Origin of the sequence: Leptolyngbya subtilissima AS-A7 (genome assembly GCF_039962255.1) — a bacterium.
Classification (GTDB): Bacteria; Cyanobacteriota; Cyanobacteriia; order Phormidesmidales; family Phormidesmidaceae; genus Nodosilinea.
On the sequence record NZ_JAMPKY010000013.1, the window covers coordinates 123,279 to 145,900 of the forward strand.

Genomic DNA, 22,622 nt, shown 5'->3' on the forward strand with positions numbered 1-22,622 from the left:
TTCCAGTCTTAAGGATTGCATACGCATTGCAGCACTGTCTTAACGTTTTTTGAGGTGTTGTTACATAGGGTATAGGGTTTAAGGGTGTAGGGTTCAAGGCTGAGCATCGAACCTCATACCCGATACCCTGAACCTTAGGCTCCTCTCCACCTAGGTAAACGAACTCGCCCAATCCTTCGCCCAGTGCAGATGCTTGTGCACCTCATCGAGGGTTTTGGCTTCGCTGTAGAGGCGCAGCACGGGTTCGGTACCGCTAAAGCGGATCAGCAGCCAGCTGTCGTCGGCGAGGGTGAGTTTGTAGCCGTCGATGTCGAGAATGTGGGTGACGGCTTTGCCGGCGACTTCGGCGGGGGGAGCGGTGGCGAGGGCGTCGAGCAGCTTGGCCTGCACTGCCATGCTGGGCAGGGGCAGATCGATGCGATCGTATTCGGAGAAGTAGCCGGTTTTCTCTTGCAGGCTGCGGTAGTAGTCGCTGAGGTCGAGGCCGGAGGCGACTACGGCTTCTAATACATAGAGGGCCGACATCAGGGCGTCGCGCTCGGGGATGTGATGGCCGTAGCCGATGCCGCCAGACTCTTCGCCGCCCAGCAGCACTTTGGCATCCTGCATGCGATCGGCGATGTATTTGTAGCCGACGGGGGTTTGGTACAGCTCCAAGCCGTTGAGCTTGGCCACGGCAGGGATCAGGTTGGAGCCGCTGATGGTTTTGACGATTTCGCCGCTGTAGCCCCGGCGCGACTTGAGGTGGTCGATCAGAATGGGGATGAGGATTTGAGAGCTGAGGAAATTGCCTTGGCCGTCGACGGCGGCGATGCGATCGCTATCGCCATCAAACACCAGACCCACTTTGACGCTTTCTTTGGCGGGATACTCTTTGACGGTCTCTAGCATTTCGCCCAGGTACTTGGGCAGGGGCTCGGGCGGGTTGCCGCCAAACAGCGGGTCGGCCTCGCTGTGCAGCTCATGAATGCTGCCTTCGCCCAGCAGCCGGGGCAGCCCACCGCTGGCAGAGCCGTACATAACATCGGCAAACACGGTGAGCTTGCCGCTGGAGATGGCGGTCTGAATGGCGGCGACATCGACCTCGGCCTGGAGGGCGGTGCAGTAGTCAGGCCAGGGGTCGAAGGTTTCGATCTGGCCGGGTTTGCCGAGGGGGGCGGGGGGATTGGGCAGCAGCGCCTCGACCTGTTTGGTCACCTCGGGGGAAACTGAGCCGCCAAAGGCTCCTTTAATTTTGAGCCCGGAGTAGGTGGGGGGGTTGTGGCTGGCGGTAATGACGACCGCCCCGAGCAGGGTCTGGTGTTTGGCGGCGTAGCTAAAGGCGGGGGTGGGGGCGTAGTCTTGGGAGAGCAGCACGTCGAAGCCCTGGGCAGCAATCGCCTCAGCGGCGGTGCGGGCAAACTCGGCGGCGAGAAAGCGGCGATCGTAGCCGACGGCGATGGTGCGGCTGCCGGTTTCGGCCCCAAAGCACTGGTGCAGCACGTGGGCCGACACTGCCGCCACCTGAGCGACGCGCTCAAAGGTGAAGTCGGCGGCGATAATGCCGCGCCAGCCATCGGTGCCAAATTTGATGGGCTTCGGCGTAGCTGGAATGGGGCCTGAGGGTGCTGCCATAGCAGATTCCAAATGTCGGGGGATAAAGAGCAGATTTTCTCTGAGTTTACCCGCTTAATTCGGCGGTGACACGGCTAGGGCGACGGCACTACGCACAATTTACCCAACCGGCTGGTTTTGCCGAAAAGTCTAAAAGATTGGCGAATTCTCCTGATGCGATCGCGGCTTGGGCGCAAATGCTAGGTGCGTTGCGGGATGGTGCAGCTACTTTAGGGGAGCGAGGGCCAGCTGGGGCTCGTGGCGCGGCGGATAATTGGGGCTGGGTTGTAGGATGGCGCAGGCTTTAGATGCTGCGAATCGCTGCTGCTAACCTAAATTTTGCCAACGGTGGGGGGCTGTCGTGTTACCCTAGTTGAGTAAAAACGGGATGTAGCGCAGCTTGGTAGCGCACTTCGTTCGGGACGAAGGGGCCGTGGGTTCGAATCCCGCCATCCCGATTAATGTCGAGTAACGGTTTAGTTATTGTACGTTCCGGGACTATTTGTCATCGTTCCGGAATTAGTGTCACTGTTCCAGAATTAGTGTCGTTCACCCGTACATCACTTAATCGAGATGGCGGGATTCGTTTCAATCCATGCTCTTAAATAATAGTTCAAATAAACTATCGAGGTCGTGTTTGTTATTCAAGACCGTTGATTTCCTTACTTACGAGCTGTGGAAGCTAAGGACGACGGCTCCTACCTGGTTGTCCATGAATATGCGACCAGTTTGACCTTTATAGGCTGTAGATGCCTAGTGCGACATTCTTAGCGCTACCAATCCGCCACGATCTTTCTAAGTATGTTTCAATTCTCATTGGCTGTAGAAGCCCAGTGCGACGAGGATGGCGATGGCGGCTATCAATTTGCCTACGAATGGGTTCAATCTTCATGGGCTGTAGAAGCCCAGTGCGACGAGCACGTCAAAGCCGCCTGCGTAAAGTTTATGGAGTTTCAATCCTCATGGGCTGTAGAAGCCCAGTGCGACGGCACCCAATCACAGGCCTTGGTTCGTAGGCCATATGGCTCCTTTGATCGCGAACCTACCTTTTTGCAGCCTATTTAACTCGCCAAAGTCTTCCGTATAGCATTTGAATGCCAATCGGGAAGGCTTTCAGGCTGCGCGAACCTACCAGGAAAAAGTCCTGCACTTGGGGTTCGCGGAGGCTAAGATGTTGATATGGGTGCATGGATTACTCCTTGGTCGGAGTTGTTTTGGCAGCCAACACTACAGTAAGTCCGTCCTCTCTTGCTGGGTGCGCCCCTCATCCTGCTGCACGGTGCCCGATTCCAGACGTTCACTAGCAACAGCAGCATCGGAGTGGTCAGCTACCAGGGTCAGAAAGTAAAACTGTGGTCTCACAGTCAAACAAACCCTTATTTTTCACAGAGCAGAGGCTTGCGCATGTTCTGCGGCGCTTTTAGTACAAGCATTCTACTCTACGAAAGAGTTCTTGTACAGCAGAAATTTTTAGGGTTTACGTTAAGCATTTCAAGTCAGCACTACAAACTTGGCTAAAACACAAGATGTAAGGTCTAAAGCTAGGTAGAAAGTGCCAAGCGCTTTTCGTAGGCATGAAAGCCAAGGTCTTTGGCCTTCTCTTGGGGAGAGCCAGAATGCCCTTGGCGTGCAATTTCGATGGTGATGCCACACTGTCCGGCTTTGGAAGTGATCGCGTCTTGGAGACGACCGTAGCTCCACTGGTGAACTTGGGTACGGTAGGCTTTGGCATATTGCTTTTGGCCGTCTACGAAGTCGGGTACTTTCACTACGGCTCTCTGTTTGACTTCAGCTTCAACGATTTCGCGAATGTGGGCCAGGTCGGGTAGAACAATGCTGCCTGCTTCGTAGGCATGGGCGATTTCAACGATCGCCTTTGCTAGCAGCCGATCTACATGTTTGCCCAAGTCAGATTCTGTAGATATACGTTTGCCGCCTTTAATACGCTGCCGGTGACCGTGGTGAGATATTCGTACCCGTTCGGATTGGGCGCGTTGGAGTAGTGGGTAGTGCTCGCCGAGCAACTGTTTGGTCGAGCGGTAGGATAGCACCTCTTGGCTGAGGGCATTGACGACAGCGACCGTAGCGGGCTTGTCTAGGCCCATGCTGACGCCTACCAAAATGTTTGCCTTGGGCTGATATGGGGGCCGGTTGGGGCGGGGGTAGGGAGTCTGTAACCGCTCGATGGTGGATTCTAAACGGCGCACGTAGCCCTGTTGAGTTTTGGAGAGGGCTGCCTTGGTGTGCATGGACTCTAGCTTGGTGGCGGTCTTGGCAGCTTTGTCCGTCATTACCTGCTGAGTGCCTTCTAAAGTCCACAGGGCGGTATCTACAGTACAAGATAGGTTGAGATGGTAGCGATTCCAAGGCTCTAGTTGGTTTTGGTGTTTCTTGGAAGGAATCCACGACAGCCGGGCCGACCGCAAGGTAAAGAGACCAGCTGAGTGACGATCGCCCCCTGCCTTTTTAGTCTCTTGATCCGCCAAAAACCGCTCGAACCAATGCTGGTGAGGCTTATCGCAGTAAATCTTGAACGTGTACTGCCCAGTACCCTGGCCTTGAAAGCTCACCAGCAGGTGGCCCTGGTTATCTCGCGACCAGACCAAGGTTTCGGCGGTTTCGTAAATGATTGGGAAAGGAAATGTAGCGGGTTCGCGGGTAAGTGCTTGGTGCCAAACGCTGTAACTTTCGTCATCCAAGGGGGGAGCCTGGATGCTCTGGATGAGGGCTTCGGTCTGAATGTTGCCAGTTAGATCGCGGCCTTTAGGGAGGCTGGCCTTGAGTTGAGTCTCTAGACGCTGAATAGCTATTTCGGCTTTGCGGTAGCGCTTTTCTAAATCTTCCAAGTCTTCGATCGCAGGGTCAAGCTTAGCGCTGCGTTTGAGCAAGTAGGCTAGGGCATTTTGGCGGAGTGGTTTCTTTGCCCTTCCGTATTCTTGGAACAGGTGCTTGAAAGGGTCAGGATCCTCGACAGTTTTGAGAATGCGGGTTGCGGTGACCTGTAGTTTCTCCAGGCTACACTTGGCTTTGTCGGCTAGGGTGGTGTCAGGCTGTAGAATGTCGAGCCAGCGGCGTTTGCCCTCCAGCCGCCACTGCTTACGGCGTTGCAGACTGAGCCAGCTTTTGAAGGTATAGGTGACCTGCTTTTGGGCTGAGATGTAGTACCAGACAGGTTGATCGGCAAAGCGGGAATCTTGCTTTAGGGTGTCGATGAGCACTTTGGCGGGGGCGTCGGGCAAGTTGCCTCGGCGCTGCCAGGTAGCGAAGTCTGGATGCTGGGGAATTTGGTGGAGGACTTCATTGATGAGTGGAGTGTTGCGCTCGGCCATGAGATGCCAAATTGCCTTACGGGTGGCTTTTGGGGCAATTAGACGGCAGCGAATCGTCTTTTGACTCATTAGTTTATGCGTACTAATTGATGCCGTTAGTTTACCGTTTATAGCGAGAAACTACATAGGGTTTGTTGGCTGGGTCAAGGTCTGTAGACAATGCTTTTGGGTCCAGGGACAGCAAGGGTGCAGGTGAAATGCTTTGTTTCTTGTGGCTACTCTGTAACAGCAGGACGCTAAGTACCCACGTGCGCGAGCAGCTTATTAAATTAGGGGCATCCTGAAGCCGGCTGGGCTCAACGAAGAATAGGCTAGGGACATACTTGAAATCCCCGGTAAGACAAGTAAAGCCTCACATGCTAGACAGACAGCTGAAGACCGAGAACGACCCTGTCCTCGGCTTAGCAGATATTAGGAATCATGCCCCATGGCCCGATCAAAGCCCCGTAAGCTACCAGAAAACTCCAATCATTCTGGAGCAGATAACTTTTACGGCCCAATGTGAGGGTTACTGACAATATGCTATGTGTCAGCTCAAAGATGTCAGGCAACTTATGGACGAAGCTTGGGAGATAGCAAAAGCATAGGGCACGAAGCTTAAGGGCACAGTGCTGTACCGACAAGACCTGGCGGCTCCAAATCAATGCGTAACTCCTCAGTAACCTGCTCAATGTCGGCGGGTGACAAGTAGTTCAGCAGATAAGCTACTAAGTCTTCTTGCCTATTTTGACCAAAAACCATGCGGTAGACGGTCAAAGAGCGCTTTAGCGCCTCTAGGCGTTCGCCATCTTGACTTAGAGGATAGTTAGGGACGTGGCGTTCAATTTTAGCGCCACCTTCTAGGGGATAGATCCAGAAGGGAATTAGGTCTGATGTGCCTTTGGGGCGATCGCTTACGGCAGCGGCAAACAAACTATCCCACGGATTTTTGTTGGGCTGATTAACGACCCGTGTGCTGTAATTTTGAGCCAGGTTTTTGCGGACGGCATGACCTTTATAGCGATGAATGCGTCCCTCTCGCTGTTCTAGATCGACAGGGTTGGTGGGCAGGTTCCAGTGAACAATCGCATGGCAGTAGGGGTGAAAGTCGAGCCCTTCTTGGCCAATAGAGGTGGTCGCTAGCACAAAGGGGCGGAAGGGGGAATTGAAGGCATCGCGCACATGCTCTGAACGGTTGAGAACGCGATCGCTATCGGAAGGATTATCACCAAACCGCAGGGCAAAATGGCCCCGCATTTTGTAGCAGCCTTCTGAAGCCCGCTCAATCTGGTTGGGGTGTAGCCGCACCTCGTCTACCGACATCACTGAGGTGCGCAGGCTGAGGGCTTCGCTGATGGTATTGGTGAGCTGGGCGGCAATCTCTTCTGCGGAGGCCTTCAGCAGACCAGAGGACTCCAGCAAAATGTGCATGTATTCATCTAAGACCGATTGCAAGCCACCATCCAGGCAGTATTCCAATACTCTGCGCCAGTAGGGTTCCTGGCGATTCATCCCCCGCAGCAGGGTAGTGACCTCAGCCTGATTGAAGAGACTGCGAAATGACCAGGCCAGTTCAGCTGCCTTATTGCGGATTTGGATGTTGGTTAGCGACTCGCTCTGACCAATGACACGCATCAGGGAACGAAGAGCGGTGATGGCAGGGCTAGCGATCGCCACCTGAGCCAGCACCTCTGCAAGATCGGCGGGGGGACGGCCTAAATCGGCGACGAGGTCTTGAACCTGTTGGGCATGGTGGACGTGCTCGGCCCACAGAGATTCTCCCTCGGGCTGTTCGTCGGCACCAGCGTCTTGACGACCTTTCCATTTGCCTGCCAAATCAGCTTGCCCAAACCAGGCTTGGGTCGCTTCCGGGTCTCGATGCCAGTCCAGCAGCATCGGTGCAGCCCAGTACCAGGTTTCATCCTCTGGGCCAGACTCTGGAACCTGAATGTTAAATGTCGTCTTGAGAGATTCCAGCAGGCGAGCAATGGTTTGCTGGGTGTGAGCCAAAAGCGCCTGCTGCGAGGGCCGGTTAGACGATTGCAGGGCAAAGGTAAGCGGGTCGCACTCTCTGGCCAGCACTGTACTGGGGTAGAGCAATCCTAGGACAGGCATCCCGGTCAGGCGGGTGTTGGCTTTGCCAAACCGCAGTAGGGGCCGCCGCCGTTTGCGGGCCTCTGAAGAATTTTCAGGGGCCTCCTCAAAGGCAGAAATCATCTGCCGCTCGGCCTCGTAGCTCAGTAGGGTGGCAATGACCTTGGGCACCACCTGCCAGGAGGAAAAGACTAGCCGCTTAGTTAACCGCGCTAGATCTGGGTTTTTGAAGGGGCCTGCCAGGTCGTAGTACGGCAGTGACGGGGGTAGCCACAGAAGTTGCCAAGCGCCAGTATTCACTGTGTCAGCCATCAATCCTCGCAAGCGGGCATTGCAGGGGTCAATTTTTTGATAAGTCTCTAACTCGGACAACGACAGGGTTAGCTCTGGATGACTGCTTAGCGTCTGTAACATCTTCGCTGTATGCTCTGAACCTGCGATCGCATGACCAAAGGCCCGCTTGATTTCGTAGTTCTCCATGAAGTTCAGCAGGTAGGGGGCCGACTTCCAATACTCCAAGGTGTCGTGCTGACCCAGGAGTTCTCCAATCTGCTGAAGAGCCAGGTAAGCCAACACATCTTGGGTTTCTAGCTTGGTGTTGGTCGAGGGGATTTCGGCCAGCATGCCGTCCCGGTCTGCCGAGGCTGACAGGCGCTCGGTGCGGGCCATCACCTGGCGCAGGTCGTGTTCTAGCTTTGACTTCAGCGTTTTGAGATTCTCTAAGTTGCCGTCCTTTAGCGCTAACAGCTCCCGGCGATACTGACCCAATAGCGCTTCAAAGTACTCAGACTGGTCTGCATGGGATTTGAGAAAGCGAATGGTTTGGAGAAAATCGCTGTAGTGGTTACCGGTGGCCTGCTCGTGGGCCATGGTGTACATCTTGTAGGGCGTGGCGGAGAGCAACACGACCTTTACAGAGCTATCTTCGGCCTGGTAGCTAAAGAGTTCATGAGCCAGCTGGCTAACCTCGTTAGTGTCTTCGGCATCCAGCAGGTGCTTGAACCGTTGAAATTCGTCGAGGATAATCAGATCGGGCTCTAGAGCCGAAATACAGGCTCGTGCTAGCAGGGCTCTAAGGTCGCCAACAAATTGATTGCGAAGGCGACGATCTTCTTCGGGGACATGTTCTCTAAAGCGATGGAAGCGATCGCACAATTCCTCAAATCGAGTGTGCAAATCTGGTTTACCTATCGCCCTATCGTCTTGAATTTGCTGCTTAAGGCGGGTGTGAAAGGCAGCAGCGAGAGTTTCATCGATAGAGCGATATCGCTTAAACCAGTCTACGTGTCCCCTGAAATTATCTTTTCCAGATGTGCCCTGAAAAATATTGAGGGGAGCGGCTTTATTTTCAAATTGCCAAACTTTGTCTAACAACTGATGTAGCAAAATCCGCTCTTCGGCCATGCCCAGGCTGGACTTCATGTCAAACGAAGTGCCTGGGGTAAACGAGACAAAGTTAATGCGATTTTGTTTCAGACCGTGCAGTTGCAAGGGCAGCAGGGTGATCCGTGAGGCAAGGCTAAAGTCTCTAGTGCCGGTGATGTTTAGCCGCTGAATATTCTGGCGAGCGATCTCAGCGTTGGAGCAGATGTAGACAATATCAATACGGTCTACCTTATCCCAAAGATGGTCTACGGCTTTGGCAATCAGGCCACGGGCCACGAGGGTTTTTCCCAGCCCCACTTCATCGGCAATTAAAAAGCGATTGGTGGGGTTAGGGTCGGTGTAGAGCCGCTGAAAAGCATAGTCAACGGTGCGGCACTGAAAGTCTTTGAGGCCATCCAGCACAGTCTGAGGGTTCGGGCGAGTCTGATGGGTCATGAGTCTAGGGTTTGGCGCACGGCGTAGATGGGTTCCCAAATTTCCTCGAAGTTGTCTGGCAGCATGGTCTCGTCTTCAGGGAACTGGCGCAGGTCTTTGACCAGGCTATGGATGCGATCAAGCTGGGCTGGATTGCGGTTTAGGGCCTTGATCAGAGCCTCGAACAGGGGGAATTGCGGTAGGTAGGCCGTATCGCCGGATGGACTGCCCTCTACGGCAAGCGTAGTCGTGCCGCTGATGCCCATGGCCTGGGCCAGCTCTCTAGCGTCGGCTTTGGTATCGGCCAGCAAAAACATCAGCAGCCGCAGCACCTGGTTTTTGTCGTTGAGGAGCGATCGCAAAATCTGCTGCCGTCGGTTCTCAGGCATTCCTTCAACGGGTACGTTCATCACAAACGATCCCAGCCGCCGCTTGCCGTCTTGGCTACGAAGCTCAAAGGCAATGAATGAGGTCAGTGCTACGCAGGTCATCGGCGCAAACGTAATCACTGGGCTAACGGGGTTGCTGAGCGGAACAGCCAAGTTTGGGTTATTTAAGGGATAGCAGCTCACCTGAATATCTGAGGGGATGTGGATCGTCTCCTGGTCTTGTCCAGAAAGCTCTAGACGATAGTGGTCTGAATTATCCTCCAAAGGCGAGACCACGGCCCGCAGTTGCCATTTCAGCACTTGCCGTTGCACGGCTTCTGCCATTTCTATCCATTCGTCTATAACGACTGGGATGGGTTCAGCGGATGGTCTAAAGGGTTCTAGCAAACTCCTTAAATTCACCTCGTTGTCTTTGGGCTCAGTCAGCAGTGTATCGATGCCAAAGGTGGCCTTGGGTCCAACCAGCTCCACCAAAAACTCCACATTGCTGAAGAATGCGGCTTGGGTGGCATTGGCTGAGCCTGTCCAAATGCGGGTGGTTTTGCCTGCGTCTGCCACATACAACTTGGCGTGCAGCCCTACCAAAGGAGCCAACTCAGATACTTCTGAGTTAGTGTCAGTATCGTCATCTTCAGGGTTGGCCCCAAGGCTAAGCTGAAACAGCTGGTCAAATTGGCTGAGGGCGTCAGGCTGAAGGGGTGCTAGGGACTCTGGGCGAGAAATCAAAACGTTGCGGCGGCCCAGCTTGCCCAACCGATTCAGTGCATCATCCGACACAAAGGGAGATACGATCAGCAGTCGATCAACGGGGCCTGATATCGGGGAAGAGCTGGTTTCACCAATACCTATAGGATGAAAGCTCAGCTGCTGAAACCCAAGGGGCAACTCGAAGACAACCCTTTGAATCTCTTGCTGAATGAGGTCAACGGCCTGTTGGGTGTGGTGAGGCACTGCGCTATGGTGCGCTAGCTCTGGCAAACGGCGCACAAAATCGCTAAGGGGTTGGTTGGCGGGGATTGCGCGATTGCTCAGTTCGCCATCCAGCCGCAGGATGGTATCCCAGGCGCGGTCAAAGGTTAGGTTGCGACTTAGGCAGAGTAGCCGATAGCAGACAGGCTGTTTGGGAGCCGTGAACCGTAGAATCCAAACTTTGGGGTGAAATAGGGCACCGGCTTTGGGGGCATCGACCTCAATCACTGACTCTTCAAGATAGCTGAAGAGCTGGCTCGGTTTCTTCGGCAGGGTGATTTTGCCGGTTTGGCAGAAGAGGCTAATGCGGTTGGCGTACTGCTGCATGGTGGCGAGCAGCGCCTGGGGCTGGTGCACCAGGCTGCCCTCTTCGTTGGCCCAGTCGAAGGAGGTGAAGGCTAGGGGTGCCGTCAGTAGGGTAAGCAGGTCTAGGGTGAAGGTGGTGCCGATGGCGCAGTCTAAGGAGTAGTCTTCGGGGGACCGCAGAGACTCGAAGAGGTGGGCGCGATCGCTAGGCTGCAACATCATAATCGGCCTCCTGTTGGGCTAGGCCAGTGAGAACATCGTTCAAGATTTTGCTAACTGTGGGCCAGCGAAAATTGAGCTGTAAAGCACCTGAATTCCCCAGCCACAGCTCTAGAGCACGTGGGTTATCTAGTCTTGCCTGCTGACCCTTGAGTGCGACTTCTCGGTCGTGAATCAAGGCTTTGGCAGCGGCATTATCGGCTACGGAGAAAGCGCTGTCGGGATCAAGGGCCAGGTCAAACCAATAATTGACGAAGGACTGGGTTATTCTCACCGGTCCAGCCTGTTGATTCACTAACTGCCAGAAGGCTTGCCGGTTCCACCCTTGTAAGGCTTCAACCCGGGCGCTCAATTGGGTGGCCCACTGCTGTAGGTCAGTTCGGTACAACTCAGCTAAGGTCGCGTCAGGTTTGGCTTCGGCCAGCATGAGGTTATAGAGCAAGGCCGCCCCGTGGATCAGTTCTGAGAAGTTCTGGGCGTGAAGCAGCTGCTCTTGCAGGTCAGGGGGAAGGCTATCTACGGCTGGGTGCTGCCATGGAAATCGAGACTTTGACGGTTCTGATTGACGCACGAGGTGGGCTAACAATGACCTGGGATGCCGTTGGGCAATGCGATCAGCCAGGTATTCAGCTTCTTCTGCTGTGAGGCGGAAGGATGCACTAGCGGGGAAGTCTGCCGGAGCCTGGGGCAAATGGGGATCCCACTCGGTACTTTGCAGACTCAGAATGTCACCATCGTCGTTGTGCTGGGTGCGGCGGCTCGACCGGTTCAACCGGTCAAAGGCCTGGTGATACTCCTGCTGGGATCCCCCATAGCGATAGATACCCCAGCTGCCCAAGCCGTACCAGTAGATGCTACTGGGTAAGCGTTTGAGCGCGGCCCTAGATACTTTGCCGATGGTGCCGTCTTTGTCAGCGCTCTCGGCCAGGATGTTGATGAGGGCGACCTCTTGCTGGCGCAGCTTACCATCGACCTGCTGGGAGGTAGTCTTGCGGTTGACTAGGTCTTGGTAGACCCAGGGAATGAAGAGAAAGTAGCGGGCACGGGTTTGGATGGTGCTAACGCCCGGAAAGAACAGATTCGCGAAGGCGTCACGGATGGCCCCAATGCCCAGCTCGTCGCGGGTGGTCTGTTCGCGAAAGAGGCTGATGACATCGAGCATTTTGCGTCGATCTTGCTCGGAGTAATCGAGCCAGGTAAAAGATGAAGCCATGGGAAATCTTGAATGGTGAGGCATGGTTGCCTGCTTCTCTATTCAGGCTTCCCAACTACCATCCGCAGTATCACGGGGAATGAATTAAGCGAAGTGGGTGAAAGCTTTAGGAATCTGGGCTCATCTTTATCGCCATACCCCAAAAAGAATCTGTACTTGTACGCTACCGTTCTACAAAATTAGCTAGCTAAAGGAAATCTTGTTCACACGGGATATGGTGCCAGGGCAAGGTTGAAAATGTCATAATTGGGCCATTATCCAGAGCCTAAAGTGGTCATCGACTGGTATGCCCTACACGCGAGCCGCTTGCCCTGAAGGTGTTGAGTTAGCCAAACGAGCGCTATCTAAGAAAGGCTGGACTCGGAGATATCTACTCTCCCAGGTTGTTTTAGACGATGACAGCCGCGATGACAGTGAAGATCAAAAATCACCCATCAGCGACTCGACGGTTAAGCGTTTTTTTCAGGGCAAGCCTATTCAGGCGGCTGTATTTGGCGGCATCTGTGCGGCTCTGGAGTTAGATCCGAATGTGATGGAATGGGGTGCTCAGCCTGCCTTACCCTCTGATGTGGCGATCCCGGCAGTTGCTGCAAGCCCTAAGAGCACCCTGCCCTATCTTTGGGGGTTGCCCCAAGATCGCAATCGGTGCTTTACCGGACGCGATGAGCTGCTAAGGGATATGCAGGCTGCTTTGGCCAAAGACCGGCGGGTGGCGCTGGCCGGGCTAGGGGGTATTGGCAAAATCCAGACTGCCTTGGAATATGTCTACCGCCATTTGGATACCTACCGCCACGTTTTTTGGGTCAAGGCCGAGCAGCCCGATGAACTGATGGCTGACTATGCGGTCATTGCTAACAGCCTGCAAATACCGGGGTATCAGCAAACCGAGCAACCGGCGGTGGCGAAGGCATTTCAGCGGTGGTTGGCAGCACAAGAAGGCTGGCTGCTGGTTTTAGATAATGCCGACGATGTGGCGATGGTGAAACCCTGGTTGCCGGTGGGGCCACAGGGGCACCTAATGCTAACCACCCGCGCCCAGGCACTGGGTACGGTGGCACAACGGCTAGAGATAAAACAACTGTCCCCAGAGGATGGGGCGCTGCTGTTGCTGCGGCGGGCCAAACTGGTGGCCGAAACCGCAACGCTTGACGCTGCCGACGCTGAGGATAGAGCACTGGCCCTGAGCTTAACGACGGAGTTAGATGGTCTGCCGCTGGCCCTAGACCAGGCCGGGGCCTATATCGAAGAGCAGTGCTTGACCCTGACTGAGTATTTGGCGCTGTACCGGGACGAGAAAGCTACCCTGCTGGCGACCAGGGGTGAACTGACCGATGACCACCCCAGCGTGATGGTAACGTTTGCGCTGGCGTTTCAAAAGGTGGCGGAGCAAAGTACGGCGGCGGCTGACCTGGTGCGAGTCTGTGCGTTTTTGGCCCCCGACGACATACCTGAAGAGCTTTTTACAACGGGTGTGGCTGAACTGGGGGAGTACCTGAGCCCTGCTGCTAGCCAGAAAAAAGTATTAAATGAGGCGCTAGCGGCTGCCATTCGATACTCATTGGTAAGTCGTAACCGGAATCGCCAAACCCTGACCATTCATCGACTGGTGCAGGAGGCATTGAGGGTGGAGATGGCGGAGGAAGAGCAGAAACAATGGGCTGAGCGAGTGGTAAATGCAGTTACTGAGGTATTTCCTAATGCGGATTATGAAAATTGGCTTCAGTGCCAGCGAATTATTACCCATGCTGAGGTTGCTACTCAACTGATTGGTGACTATAGCCTGGAGTCGAAAACGACTGCGCTATTGCAAATCCGAACGGGCTATTACCTTGATCAGCAGGGCCGTTATAGCGACGCGGAACCGCTGTATGCCGAAGCCTTAGCAATGGATAAACGGCTGCTGGGCGATGAGCATCCGGATGTGGCCACTAGTCTGAATAATCTGGCTGTGCTCTATAACTCTCAAGGTCGCTACCACGACGCAGAATCTTTCTACCTCGACGCTTTGACCATCCGCAAGCAGCAACTCGGGGAAAGCCACCCTCATACAGTTACTACCCAAAATCTACTGAAAGCACTCCGAGAAACTATGCAATTGCAAGGTAGCCCCGATGATGTAGACCAGCCGGTATAGTGTCAAATGCTTGGCATTCACCACTACACTCTTATCGAGCCTAAAACCCTACTGGGTAGGTGCCTTTCTTTAAGAAATCAGGTGAACTAACCACCTCACACAGGTTAACGGGCAGCGCCCCTGGCGACCAAACCAACACCTCACCCCCCAGCCCTACCCCCTGGATCTCCAGCCCCGGCAACTGGGTGCGGTACAGGGTTAAAACCCCTAAGTCTTGAGGTTTCTCGCTATACAGGTAAAGCGCCCCCTGCATTAGCCCCTTGGTCACCGGGGCCACCGCCTCACAGGCCACCTCACACCCCAAATCCCCCGGCTGCTCACACAGGTTCCGTGCCCCGTGGTTTACCACCGTCTCCACATACGGCCCCAAGGTACGAGGGTTTGTATACGCCAAGCTACCCACCACAATGCTAGCCACCACCATCGTTAGCAAACGTTCCATAATGTCCTCCAAAAGGTGTGTTAACAGGTCACCGTCCTCTCGCTGCCAGTTAAGCCAGGGCTAAGCCCCCAGCAGTTGCTCACTACTGGGCAAAATCAGCAGGGTGTTGCCCTGCCGACCCAAAATTTGCACCGGCTGACCGACCACAAACGTAAGTCCCAGGTCAGCGGTGTAAGAGCGAGCAAACCAGTGGGTACCCCCATACCGAATGCGGCCAGGGCAGTCTCCTTCCACCGCTTCGTCAATGACTCCAACAGCCGAGGACGGAAACCACTCAATCGGCGGTGGTGGCAATTGCAGAAACCCCATGGGCAAACCCCACAACGAGATGGCGTTGCAGGCCGACACCCCGCAGAAGCAAGGCTCTAAACCTGCTGCAACGACCCACCTGTTAGAGGTGCATCGCTGCATGGACTCGTTGTCCCATAGGGGATCGGTCACCCAAAGTCACCTAGGGTGCAGCTGGGGTCAGCTAGGGCCAGAGGGCAGAATTAGGTGAAGATCTCTTTGAGGTGACTTTGGCTGCGTTCCCGTCTTATGACAGAGATATCGGGTTGCGGGTGTGGGATAAGCAGTGATTTCTTAGACGCCAGCGCTTGGGTCAAGCGCCTCACTACAAATCTCTCCATAAGGACATATCCCACAATTGTAGTGAGCTGCATTGGGGGTAAAATCGCCGCTCATCAATTTGCTTATCAGGGCATTGGCTTGATGGTCGAAGTCTTGTAAAGCTCCAGCCTCAAAAGGGTGCAGATGGTCGTGGCGCAGGTAGGCCAGGTAGGCGTTGGGTTTACTCGTGGCGCGGCTATAGGCCCAGAGCTGAAACTGGTGGTGCTCTGGGTGTATGGCCTGGTCAGTCTTAAAATCGAGCACAAAATCTTCGCCCACCAAATCCACCACGCCGTTGAGAGTGAGATCGCCCACGGTGAGTGAAACCGGGTGTTCCCAATGTGTCGCACCCGTTCGATGGGCCGAATAGATCGGGGAGTGGTGAAAGGCTTGGGCCAAGGTCAGCGCTTCTTCGACCGCAGTTAGCGGTAGGTGGGGGGCGTAGGCAGCCAGAGTTTCAGCCTGGTCAATGCTGAGTTCCAGGGCCTTATGGGTGAGTTTTCCTAGCTCCATTCCCAAATTGGCAGTGCTATTGCCGCTGGTGTAGCCGGGGTGGCCATCCACATGGCGAAACTTAAACCGCAGGGGGCAGATCGCGTAATCGCTCAGGGCGGTGACGGAGAGCTCGGCAAAGCCCGCCCTAGCAGGGTAGAGCATGATTTGCTCGGGTAGCCCTGGAAGGTTAGGAGCGACGGGGGCTACGGGTTGGGCTAGGTCTGGCGCAAAGGGGATGGGCGCAGGAGCAATTAGACCGTCTAGACCAGGCTGCAAAATGTCGAGGCTACCACCAGCGGCTTTGGCAGCGGTAAGGATGAGGCGATCGCGTGCCCGAGTCAGGGCCACATAGAGCACTCGTTTGCTTTCCTCGCTGTCGGCGGCTTTTTTGCGCTGCTCCATCAGAGTGTAGAGGGCCGATTTTTGCCGTTCTCCCTCCTCATCCTCTAGCTTCAAGGCCGCCCCCAGATCCGGGTCGAAGCGCACCAGGGGCGAGTCGAGAGGCGACTGGCGGGCCAGGTCGGGCACAATCACCACCGGCCACTCCAACCCCTTAGAGCCGTGGATGGTCATCAGACTGACGGCATTGCCCCCGGCCAGGGCGGGGCGGGGCACCTCGACCTCGGCAGCCTGCAACCGCTGGAGCCGACGGATGACGGCCAGCACATCAAAGCTTCCTGCCTCCAGCGATCGCACAAGTTCCCCAAAGCCCTGCCAGTCAGCCAGTCGGCGCTCGGCACCGGGCAGATTGGCGATCACGGCGGTGTAGCCGGTGAGGCGATCGCCCAGTTGCAGTAACCGGGTCGGCGCTTCGGTGCGACGGGCAATCAGCAGCTCACCCAGGGTCTCTCTAGCGCGGCTCAGGTCTGGGGCGGCACTGTCTCGCAGGTGCCTCCACCAGTCCGTTTTCTCGGGCAGGGTTTGGGCAAAGGTGTAGAGGGTGGTATCGCTGAGTGCAAAGAAGGGGCTGCGCAGCACCGCCGCCAGGGCCAAACTATCGGTGGGGTCAGCTAAAAACCGCAGCAGCGCCCCGGCATCTTTGGCTTCGCGGGTGTCGAGCAGGTTGCCGCCCCCGGCCTGCAAGATAGGGATATCGCGAGCTGCGATCGCATTGCCATACAGCTCTAGTGGACCCCAGGTGCGCGACAAAATGGCTATGTCCTTGGGTTGAATATCCCGCAATCGGCCGCTGGGCTTGTCGTGGACTTGCAGCTTCGCCGACAGCATTTCCTCCACCAAGTCGGCGATTTTCTGGGCTTCCACCCGGCGGCAGGCATCAGCATTGGTGTCAATGTCTTTGTCTTTCTGATATTCCTCATCCACCGTCACCGTGTAGAGCTGGATCTTTGGGGTAGGCTCTAGGGTTTCCTGACGGTGGGCGTCGAGGGACTGGTGCAGATCGGCCAGCACGGGGGCAAACACCTGGTTGATTTGGGCGACCAGGGCCTGGTGGGTGCGAAAGCTGAGACTGAGTTTGACGGGGTCATCGCCGGGGTGAATATGCTTTTGCCAGGCTTGAAACACCCGCACATCCGCCCGCCGAAAGCTGTAGATGGATTGTTTGGGATCGCCGACGATGGTGAGGGTGGCTTTGGCGGTGAGCGTTTCGAGCAATTGCCCCTGGATGGGGTTGGTGTCTTGAAATTCGTCGATCAGAAACACTTTCCAGCGCTGGGCGTAGTAGTCTTGCACCGCCGGGTCTGCCAGGGCTTGCAGGGCGTGAACTTCGAGGTCGTTGAAATCCAGAATCCGCTGCTGGTACTTGGCCTTTTGCAGGAAGTCGCGCACCCAGGCAAAGGCTCCGCGCAGGTTGGGCAGCAGGGCATCGGTCTGGTCGTCGTAGGCGTTGGGTGCCAGGGTGATCAGTCCGGTTTTGATCGCCTCTCGGGCCAGGTCGCGCAGCGTAGCGATCGCCGCTTTCACCGCCGCCAGGGCCTCTTTGCCACCCCAGTTCTTTTGGCTACCGACGTTGATTCTCAGACTGTCGAGCCTGTCTAACGCCTGGGCGGCATGGCCCTCTCCAAACAGGGCGATCGCCCCCAATACCGCCAATCGATGCTCCTCCAGTTTGTCGCCGGGGGCGGCGTAGGCTTGCAGAATGTGCTTGCTGCTCAACCAGTCCGGGTGTGACAAAAATTCCTCTAGGGCCTGAAGTTGAATGCGCTCTACCCAGGGCAGCCAGTCGTCGCGACCTTTCTCCAGGGCCTGGGCAGCGGTGAGCGGATCGGCTAGCAGCGCCTGCAATACGTCCCGCATGAGCGAGTAGGGAATGCCCAGGTAGAAGTGGCTGGGCAGTTGGGCCAGGGCATCGGCAAAGACATCGGCCTGCCAGATGGGGCTTTCCAGCTCATCCTGCACGGCAAAGTCAGGGGGCACGTTGGCGATGGTGGAGTGTTCACGGCAGATGCGAGCGGCCAGGGCGTGGAAGGTGCTGATTTGGGCCGCTTCTAGCTCGGCCAGCAGGTCGGGGCGATCGCCCATAGATGCAGCGATGGTAGAGCGGATGCGCGATCGCAGTTCCGCTGCCGCTTTTTCGGTAAAGGTTACGGCCACAATTTGCAGGGGCGAAAATCCCTGCTGTAAAAAGTACCGATAGCGTTCCGAAAGCATATGGGTTTTGCCAGTGCCTGCCCCTGCCGTGACTGCCACACTCTTAGGACTGTAGGCGGCACGTTCTTGCTGTTCAGTCAGTCCCATGGGTAATCTCCTTACGGCTGAGGCGGTCGCCCTGGCGACACAGGGCATCAAAATCGCAGTAGGTGCAGGCCTTTCGTTCCGTGTCGGGCTGCACCGGATAGTGCCCCGTCTCTAAATGGGTTTTGCAGCGCTCGATGGCGGCGGGCAGTTCGTGCTGGGGTGCCTTCGACGAGAGCGCGATTTTCTCTCTGCCGCGAATCGAATAGTAGTAGGCATCAGCAACGGGTTCATCAAACAGGGCTGGGCCAGCGGCCTCCCGGTAGAGCGGGAGCTGGAGGTCGATACAGGCTTTGCCGGTTTGGTCTTTGATGCCGGGGGGGCGGCTTTTGCCGGTTTTGTAGTCGATTAGCACCAGCCCGGCCTCGGTGCGATCAATCCGGTCGATGCGGCCCCGTACTTTCAATCCGTGCCATTCCCCCTCAAAGTCGCCCTCCAGCAAAACCGGCTCTGCCCCGGTGGGCAAAAAATTGGGGTCTTGTAGGGCCAGGGCCAGGATTCGCAGATGTTCTTCCCGGCGCAGAGTCCAGGCGGGGAGAGTGGTGGGAATGAGTTCGCGTTCTGCGATCGCGAACGCTTCGTGTAGCATCTCTAGGTCGGCGACCTCCAACTCTGGGTGCTCGCCCCAGCCAGCCAGCACTAGCTCCAGCACCCGGTGATAGAGCTGGCCAATCTGGCTAGGGCTGAGGTCGTCGTCGATTTCCTCTGGTGGCCCCAGCTTCAGGAGTTTGTTTGCAAACCAATTGAAGGGGCACTGGCCCAGGTTCCGCAACTGCGACACACTAAAGGGCCAGTCGGCATAGTCGAAGGGAATGCCGATGACGCCGTCGTACTCGTTGGCAGCGGCGCTGCTCTCGCGATGCTGTTCGACGGCATAGGCGTGGACGGCTGCTAAGAGTACCGGATCTTCGGTTGGGGCGTTGTGGCGCAGAATAGTGCGGCGATGTTCTTCCAAGCTGGCGATCGCAAGGGCTGGCGGTTCACTGAGTTTCAGCCCCAATTGCGCCAGGTAAGGGCTAGACAAGAGTTCCTTGCGCCCCTCCAACTGGGGATAGGAGAAGACTACAGCGGTGGTCACCGTTTGCAGCAAAAAGTAGACATTCAGCGCCTCTCTCCGAGCCATTTCGGCGGCGCTGGGCAGCGTCACCTCCTGGTGGCGGAGCTGCTGACGTTCAAAGAAATCCAACAGTGGGTCGTTGCCAGTCGGAGCAGGCAGCACGCCTTCGGCAATGCCAATGACAAATAGGTGGGCATATCGTGCCCCAACCACCGAGCGGGGGCTGTGCAGCTCGACCCCACCGCGACCCGGCTGGGCGGGTACGGTTAAGCTATCCAGCAAGTCCCGCAATTCCTGGCGAAACTCTCCCCAGCTGAGGATTTCCGCTTCGGGTTCGGCCAGTTCCCTCAATGCATCGCGGAACCGGTTAAACGCCACGCTCTCCCTCGCCCAGCGGGCGCAGCGGCGACGCAGATCAAACCGGCCCAAAATGCTTTGCCACAGCTCTACCCAGGTGTCGCGGCGGCGGGCTTGGTTGATCTGGGCCAGCAGGTCGAGGTCGAGATCGAGGTGGTCTTGGGCTAGGGCTTTCCAGGCGGCAAAGTCCTGGGGATGTTGGCGGCGGGCGGTGGCCCAAAAGTCGCGATCGGGGTTGCTGGCTAGGACATGGCTGAGTAGCCGTGCTGTGCCCTCGAAGGGAAATTTGGCATCAAGCACGTCCACCAGCAGATTCAGCCAAGTTCCTAGGCGGGTGCTCAGCAGCGGGGTTTGGTAGAGAGCTCGCAGGGGCACACCGTATTCCCAGGCGATGTCGATCAGCTTGGGGCCATAGGCGACTTCATCTCTGGCGACAATAGCGATGTCGCGGGCCAGGGTACCGTCGTTGAGTAGGGCTTTGACCTGGACCAGAGTCCCTCGCACCTCTGCTTCCAGGGTGCTGTAGGCGTAGGAGGTGGTGGCTGGAGAGAGACCGGGTTTCTGCGTCCCATTTTGCTGTCCCTGCCCTAGCTCACCGCTAGAAACCCGGTCTCTGGCCCCGCAGAAAACTTGGCTGAGCGATTCCCCGATAGCAAAGATTCCAGGGTTCTGCTCAGACTTGGCGGTTACGTTCTCACCCTTGCTAGAACCCTGGTATCTGGTATCTAGTTCACTCATAATCTGCCAGCCTTGCTCTACCAGCCAATCCACGGATGCTTGGCTATCGGCAAACAGCGGTGACTCTGCGATCGGCAAAAACAGTACGCTTTCGTCAGCAGCCAGAGTATTGATCCAGGCTAGCTCATCGGGGCGAGGCTGAAAGTAGCCGTAGATAAGCAACTGTTGGGGGGGAACCTTGCTCTCGGCAGCTTGCCAGTAGAGATCTGCCCCATCAATAAAGCCTTGCTCACTCAGGGCAGTTTGATAAGCCTTTGCAACTTCAAGAAGCTGGGCGGTGCGGAGAGAGGTGGCTGTTACCGTAGAAAGATTTGGGCTGCTTTGGAGGAGCGATCGCACCCCTGGCAGCCAGGCTCTAGCGGTACCGAGCCCATCCACCGGCTGCGCAATGTCTTGCACTACCCGGCGAAACAGCTGTTGAGCGGTGCGGTCAGGGGCGATTTTCTTACTCCCAGCCTCTACAGCCTTGCTTGCCAACCGGCGCAGAGCCTGGTGCTGCGCGTACAGTGCCCTAGCCGCCAAGCGTGATGGGGTAACGATTTGATAGCCAGGCCGCGTTGACCATTCCAGGGCAGTGGCATAGCTATTGCTGGGAGTTAAGACAAATCTTGCCATGCCAGTCTCTCCATTATTCCGTCGGGCTGCGGCTGTAAATTGGCCATCAAGACGCTGTGCTAGCCACACACCACATCACTATGAAAGCTAAGTTTTTTAAGCCTTCTTAGCTTGCCCAGACCGATGGGGGAAAAGTTTAGGCATTCCACCAAAATCATGATGATAACTTCACCATCCACCGCCATCCATGGACGCTTACAAGCGCACGCTCCGCCTTTCTATTTATTGGCGGCTAACGTTGAGATAGCGGAATAAAGCCTTCGGCGGCTTTGCCTCCTGAGGTGAGCCCCCCGTTTATCTACAGCCCAAGTACGTCAGCCTAATATTTCTGGCTACCCTTAGCAAAAGAGGGCTCTATCGTTACGTTGCCAGCAGGTGTTTAGGGGTAATTTGACACGTGGCCAGTCCGGTAAGAACCTAGCAGCCGACACCATGTTTTCTTCCCCTTGCGGGGAAGTGGTTTGAAAGCAAGCCCTACGTCGCCAACTCAACACCTGCCCCCTCACGTTTCCGTCCCCTTGCGGGGAAATGGTTTGAAAGTCGCCGTCGCGGCACCCTACAACAAGGCCAAAAAGGTACAGTTCCCGTCCCCTTGCGGGGAAGTGGTTTGAAAGGCAACTTCGCCAATAATCAACGCCACAACCTCAACGGCATGTTTCCGTCCCCTTGCGGGGAAGTGGTTTTAAAGTACATACCGTAATATGCCTATTGCCAACCTTGTGAAGTTTCCGTCCCCTTGCGGGGAAGTGATTTGAAAGAAATCGGGCGATTTGTTTAGTGCAAGGTTTCTATGTGTTTCCGTCCCCTTGCGGGGAAGTGGTTTGAAAGGATCTGGCCTACGAGACGCTGGTGGTCAGCTTCTACATATTTCTGTCCCCTTGCGGGGAAAAGGTTGGAGTAACTTATCAGGAGTCCCGGTCGAGGCTATGCCCACCAGCACTAGGTTTCCGTCCCCTTGCGGGGAAAAGGTTGGGGTGACTTACGTCTTCAACAAAAACTACAGGTGGCAGAGGGCATTTCCATCCCCTTGCGGGGAAAAGGTTGGGGTGACTGACAGGGCTGCACTGGTCATTCACAGTGATGGCTGACGACAAGTTTCCGTCCCCTTGCGGGGAAAGATTGAGGTGACGTTTATTTAAACCCCTCTGAATTTAGAGATCTAGATGTTTCCGTCCCCTTGCGGGGAAAAGGTTGAGGTGACGCCAGCATTATCAGGACTACCGCATCGTCATTATCGAATTTCCGTCCCCTTACGGGGAATGGGTTAGGAAAGCAGTCACAGCACGGAAAGACGTTAGAGGAAATTGGAGAAGCGTTTCCGTCCCCTTACGGGGAATGGGTTAGGAAAACTTTGAAGAGTATTTTTCATCCCTCATGGAGGATTGAGTTTCCGTCCCCTCGCGGGGAAGTGGTTTGAAAGCGGAGGAGTACCCCGTCATGCTCCGGCGCACAAAGGCCCTGCTGTTTCCGTCCCCTTGCGGGGAAGTGGTTTAAAGGTATCCCCAAATTCCGCGCGGCCCGTTTGACCTGGTTCCGCAAGTTTCCGTCCCCTTGCGGGGAAGTGGTTTGAAAAGACATTGCGTATTGCAC

Annotated in this window: 12 protein-coding genes and 1 tRNA gene; 3 read left to right on the forward strand and 10 right to left on the reverse strand. The window is 55.9% G+C overall.

Features of this window, described 5'->3' with window-relative positions; translation table 11 throughout:
• Window positions 1-150 precede the first annotated feature (150 nt).
• Window positions 151-1,614, reverse strand: coding sequence for a phosphoglucomutase/phosphomannomutase family protein (locus tag NC979_RS24170; protein WP_190522511.1), 1,464 nt, complete (start codon window positions 1,612-1,614; stop codon window positions 151-153).
• Between the two features lie 363 nt (window positions 1,615-1,977).
• Between NC979_RS24170 and NC979_RS24175 the strand changes: the two genes are divergently transcribed.
• Window positions 1,978-2,051 (forward strand) — tRNA-Pro (locus NC979_RS24175).
• Between the two features lie 343 nt (window positions 2,052-2,394).
• Window positions 2,395-2,658, forward strand: a complete 264-nt coding sequence (locus NC979_RS25460; protein ID WP_431191115.1) for a hypothetical protein — start codon at window positions 2,395-2,397, stop codon at window positions 2,656-2,658.
• A 162-nt stretch (window positions 2,659-2,820) separates the two neighbouring features.
• On the opposite strand, the gene NC979_RS24180 is transcribed toward NC979_RS25460, so the two are convergent.
• The 5 genes from NC979_RS24180 to NC979_RS24200 form a co-directional block, all read right to left on the reverse strand.
• Complete coding sequence (locus tag NC979_RS24180) at window positions 2,821-2,961, reverse strand: hypothetical protein (protein ID WP_190522513.1); 141 nt, start codon at window positions 2,959-2,961, stop codon at window positions 2,821-2,823.
• Window positions 2,962-3,134: 173 nt separating this feature from the next.
• Window positions 3,135-4,991, reverse strand: a complete 1,857-nt coding sequence (cas12k, locus tag NC979_RS24185; RefSeq protein ID WP_190522515.1) for a type V CRISPR-associated protein Cas12k — start codon at window positions 4,989-4,991, stop codon at window positions 3,135-3,137.
• Window positions 4,992-5,519: 528 nt separating this feature from the next.
• Entirely contained in the window at window positions 5,520-8,816 is a 3,297-nt protein-coding gene (locus NC979_RS24190; protein ID WP_190522517.1) for a helicase-related protein, read from the reverse strand.
• Complete coding sequence (locus NC979_RS24195) at window positions 8,813-10,681, reverse strand: phospholipase D family protein (RefSeq protein ID WP_199308980.1); 1,869 nt, start codon at window positions 10,679-10,681, stop codon at window positions 8,813-8,815. The genes NC979_RS24190 and NC979_RS24195 overlap by 4 nt, the downstream gene beginning before the upstream one ends.
• A complete protein-coding gene (locus tag NC979_RS24200) occupies window positions 10,665-11,891 on the reverse strand; it encodes a DUF6361 family protein (RefSeq protein WP_190522519.1) in 1,227 nt (408 codons plus the stop codon). The genes NC979_RS24195 and NC979_RS24200 overlap by 17 nt, the downstream gene beginning before the upstream one ends.
• A gap of 286 nt (window positions 11,892-12,177) precedes the next feature.
• Between NC979_RS24200 and NC979_RS24205 the strand changes: the two genes are divergently transcribed.
• Window positions 12,178-14,025 (forward strand): tetratricopeptide repeat protein, encoded by a 1,848-nt coding sequence (locus NC979_RS24205; protein ID WP_190522521.1) that lies wholly within the window; start codon window positions 12,178-12,180, stop codon window positions 14,023-14,025.
• A 40-nt stretch (window positions 14,026-14,065) separates the two neighbouring features.
• Here NC979_RS24205 and NC979_RS24210 read toward each other — a convergent pair whose 3' ends face one another.
• The 4 genes from NC979_RS24210 to NC979_RS24225 all read right to left on the reverse strand — a co-directional run bounded on the left by NC979_RS24210 (window position 14,066) and on the right by NC979_RS24225 (window position 21,032).
• Window positions 14,066-14,467, reverse strand: coding sequence for a hypothetical protein (locus NC979_RS24210; protein ID WP_190522523.1), 402 nt, complete (start codon window positions 14,465-14,467; stop codon window positions 14,066-14,068).
• 60 nt (window positions 14,468-14,527) lie between these two features.
• Window positions 14,528-14,776, reverse strand: coding sequence for an NfeD family protein (locus NC979_RS24215; protein WP_190522525.1), 249 nt, complete (start codon window positions 14,774-14,776; stop codon window positions 14,528-14,530).
• 273 nt (window positions 14,777-15,049) lie between these two features.
• Complete coding sequence (locus tag NC979_RS24220; RefSeq protein ID WP_190522527.1) at window positions 15,050-18,268, reverse strand: UvrD-helicase domain-containing protein; 3,219 nt, start codon at window positions 18,266-18,268, stop codon at window positions 15,050-15,052.
• Entirely contained in the window at window positions 18,255-21,032 is a 2,778-nt protein-coding gene (locus NC979_RS24225; protein ID WP_190522529.1) for a PD-(D/E)XK nuclease family protein, read from the reverse strand. The genes NC979_RS24220 and NC979_RS24225 overlap by 14 nt, the downstream gene beginning before the upstream one ends.
• Window positions 21,033-22,622: the final 1,590 nt, after the last annotated feature.

Bases quoted from the DNA above. Each gene is read 5' to 3' on its own strand.
- NC979_RS24215 (WP_190522525.1), bottom strand. From the start codon at position 14,776: ATGGGGTTTCTGCAATTGCCACCACCGCCGATTGAGTGGTTTCCGTCC.
- NC979_RS24190 (WP_190522517.1), bottom strand. From the start codon at position 8,816: ATGACCCATCAGACTCGCCCGAACCCTCAGACTGTGCTGGATGGCCTC.
- cas12k (WP_190522515.1), bottom strand. From the start codon at position 4,991: ATGAGTCAAAAGACGATTCGCTGCCGTCTAATTGCCCCAAAAGCCACC.
- NC979_RS24225 (WP_190522529.1), bottom strand. From the start codon at position 21,032: ATGGCAAGATTTGTCTTAACTCCCAGCAATAGCTATGCCACTGCCCTG.
- NC979_RS24220 (WP_190522527.1), bottom strand. From the start codon at position 18,268: ATGGGACTGACTGAACAGCAAGAACGTGCCGCCTACAGTCCTAAGAGT.
- NC979_RS24195 (WP_199308980.1), bottom strand. From the start codon at position 10,681: ATGATGTTGCAGCCTAGCGATCGCGCCCACCTCTTCGAGTCTCTGCGG.
- NC979_RS24200 (WP_190522519.1), bottom strand. From the start codon at position 11,891: ATGGCTTCATCTTTTACCTGGCTCGATTACTCCGAGCAAGATCGACGC.
- NC979_RS24170 (WP_190522511.1), bottom strand. From the start codon at position 1,614: ATGGCAGCACCCTCAGGCCCCATTCCAGCTACGCCGAAGCCCATCAAA.
- NC979_RS25460 (WP_431191115.1), top strand. From the start codon at position 2,395: ATGTTTCAATTCTCATTGGCTGTAGAAGCCCAGTGCGACGAGGATGGC.
- NC979_RS24210 (WP_190522523.1), bottom strand. From the start codon at position 14,467: ATGGAACGTTTGCTAACGATGGTGGTGGCTAGCATTGTGGTGGGTAGC.
- NC979_RS24205 (WP_190522521.1), top strand. From the start codon at position 12,178: ATGCCCTACACGCGAGCCGCTTGCCCTGAAGGTGTTGAGTTAGCCAAA.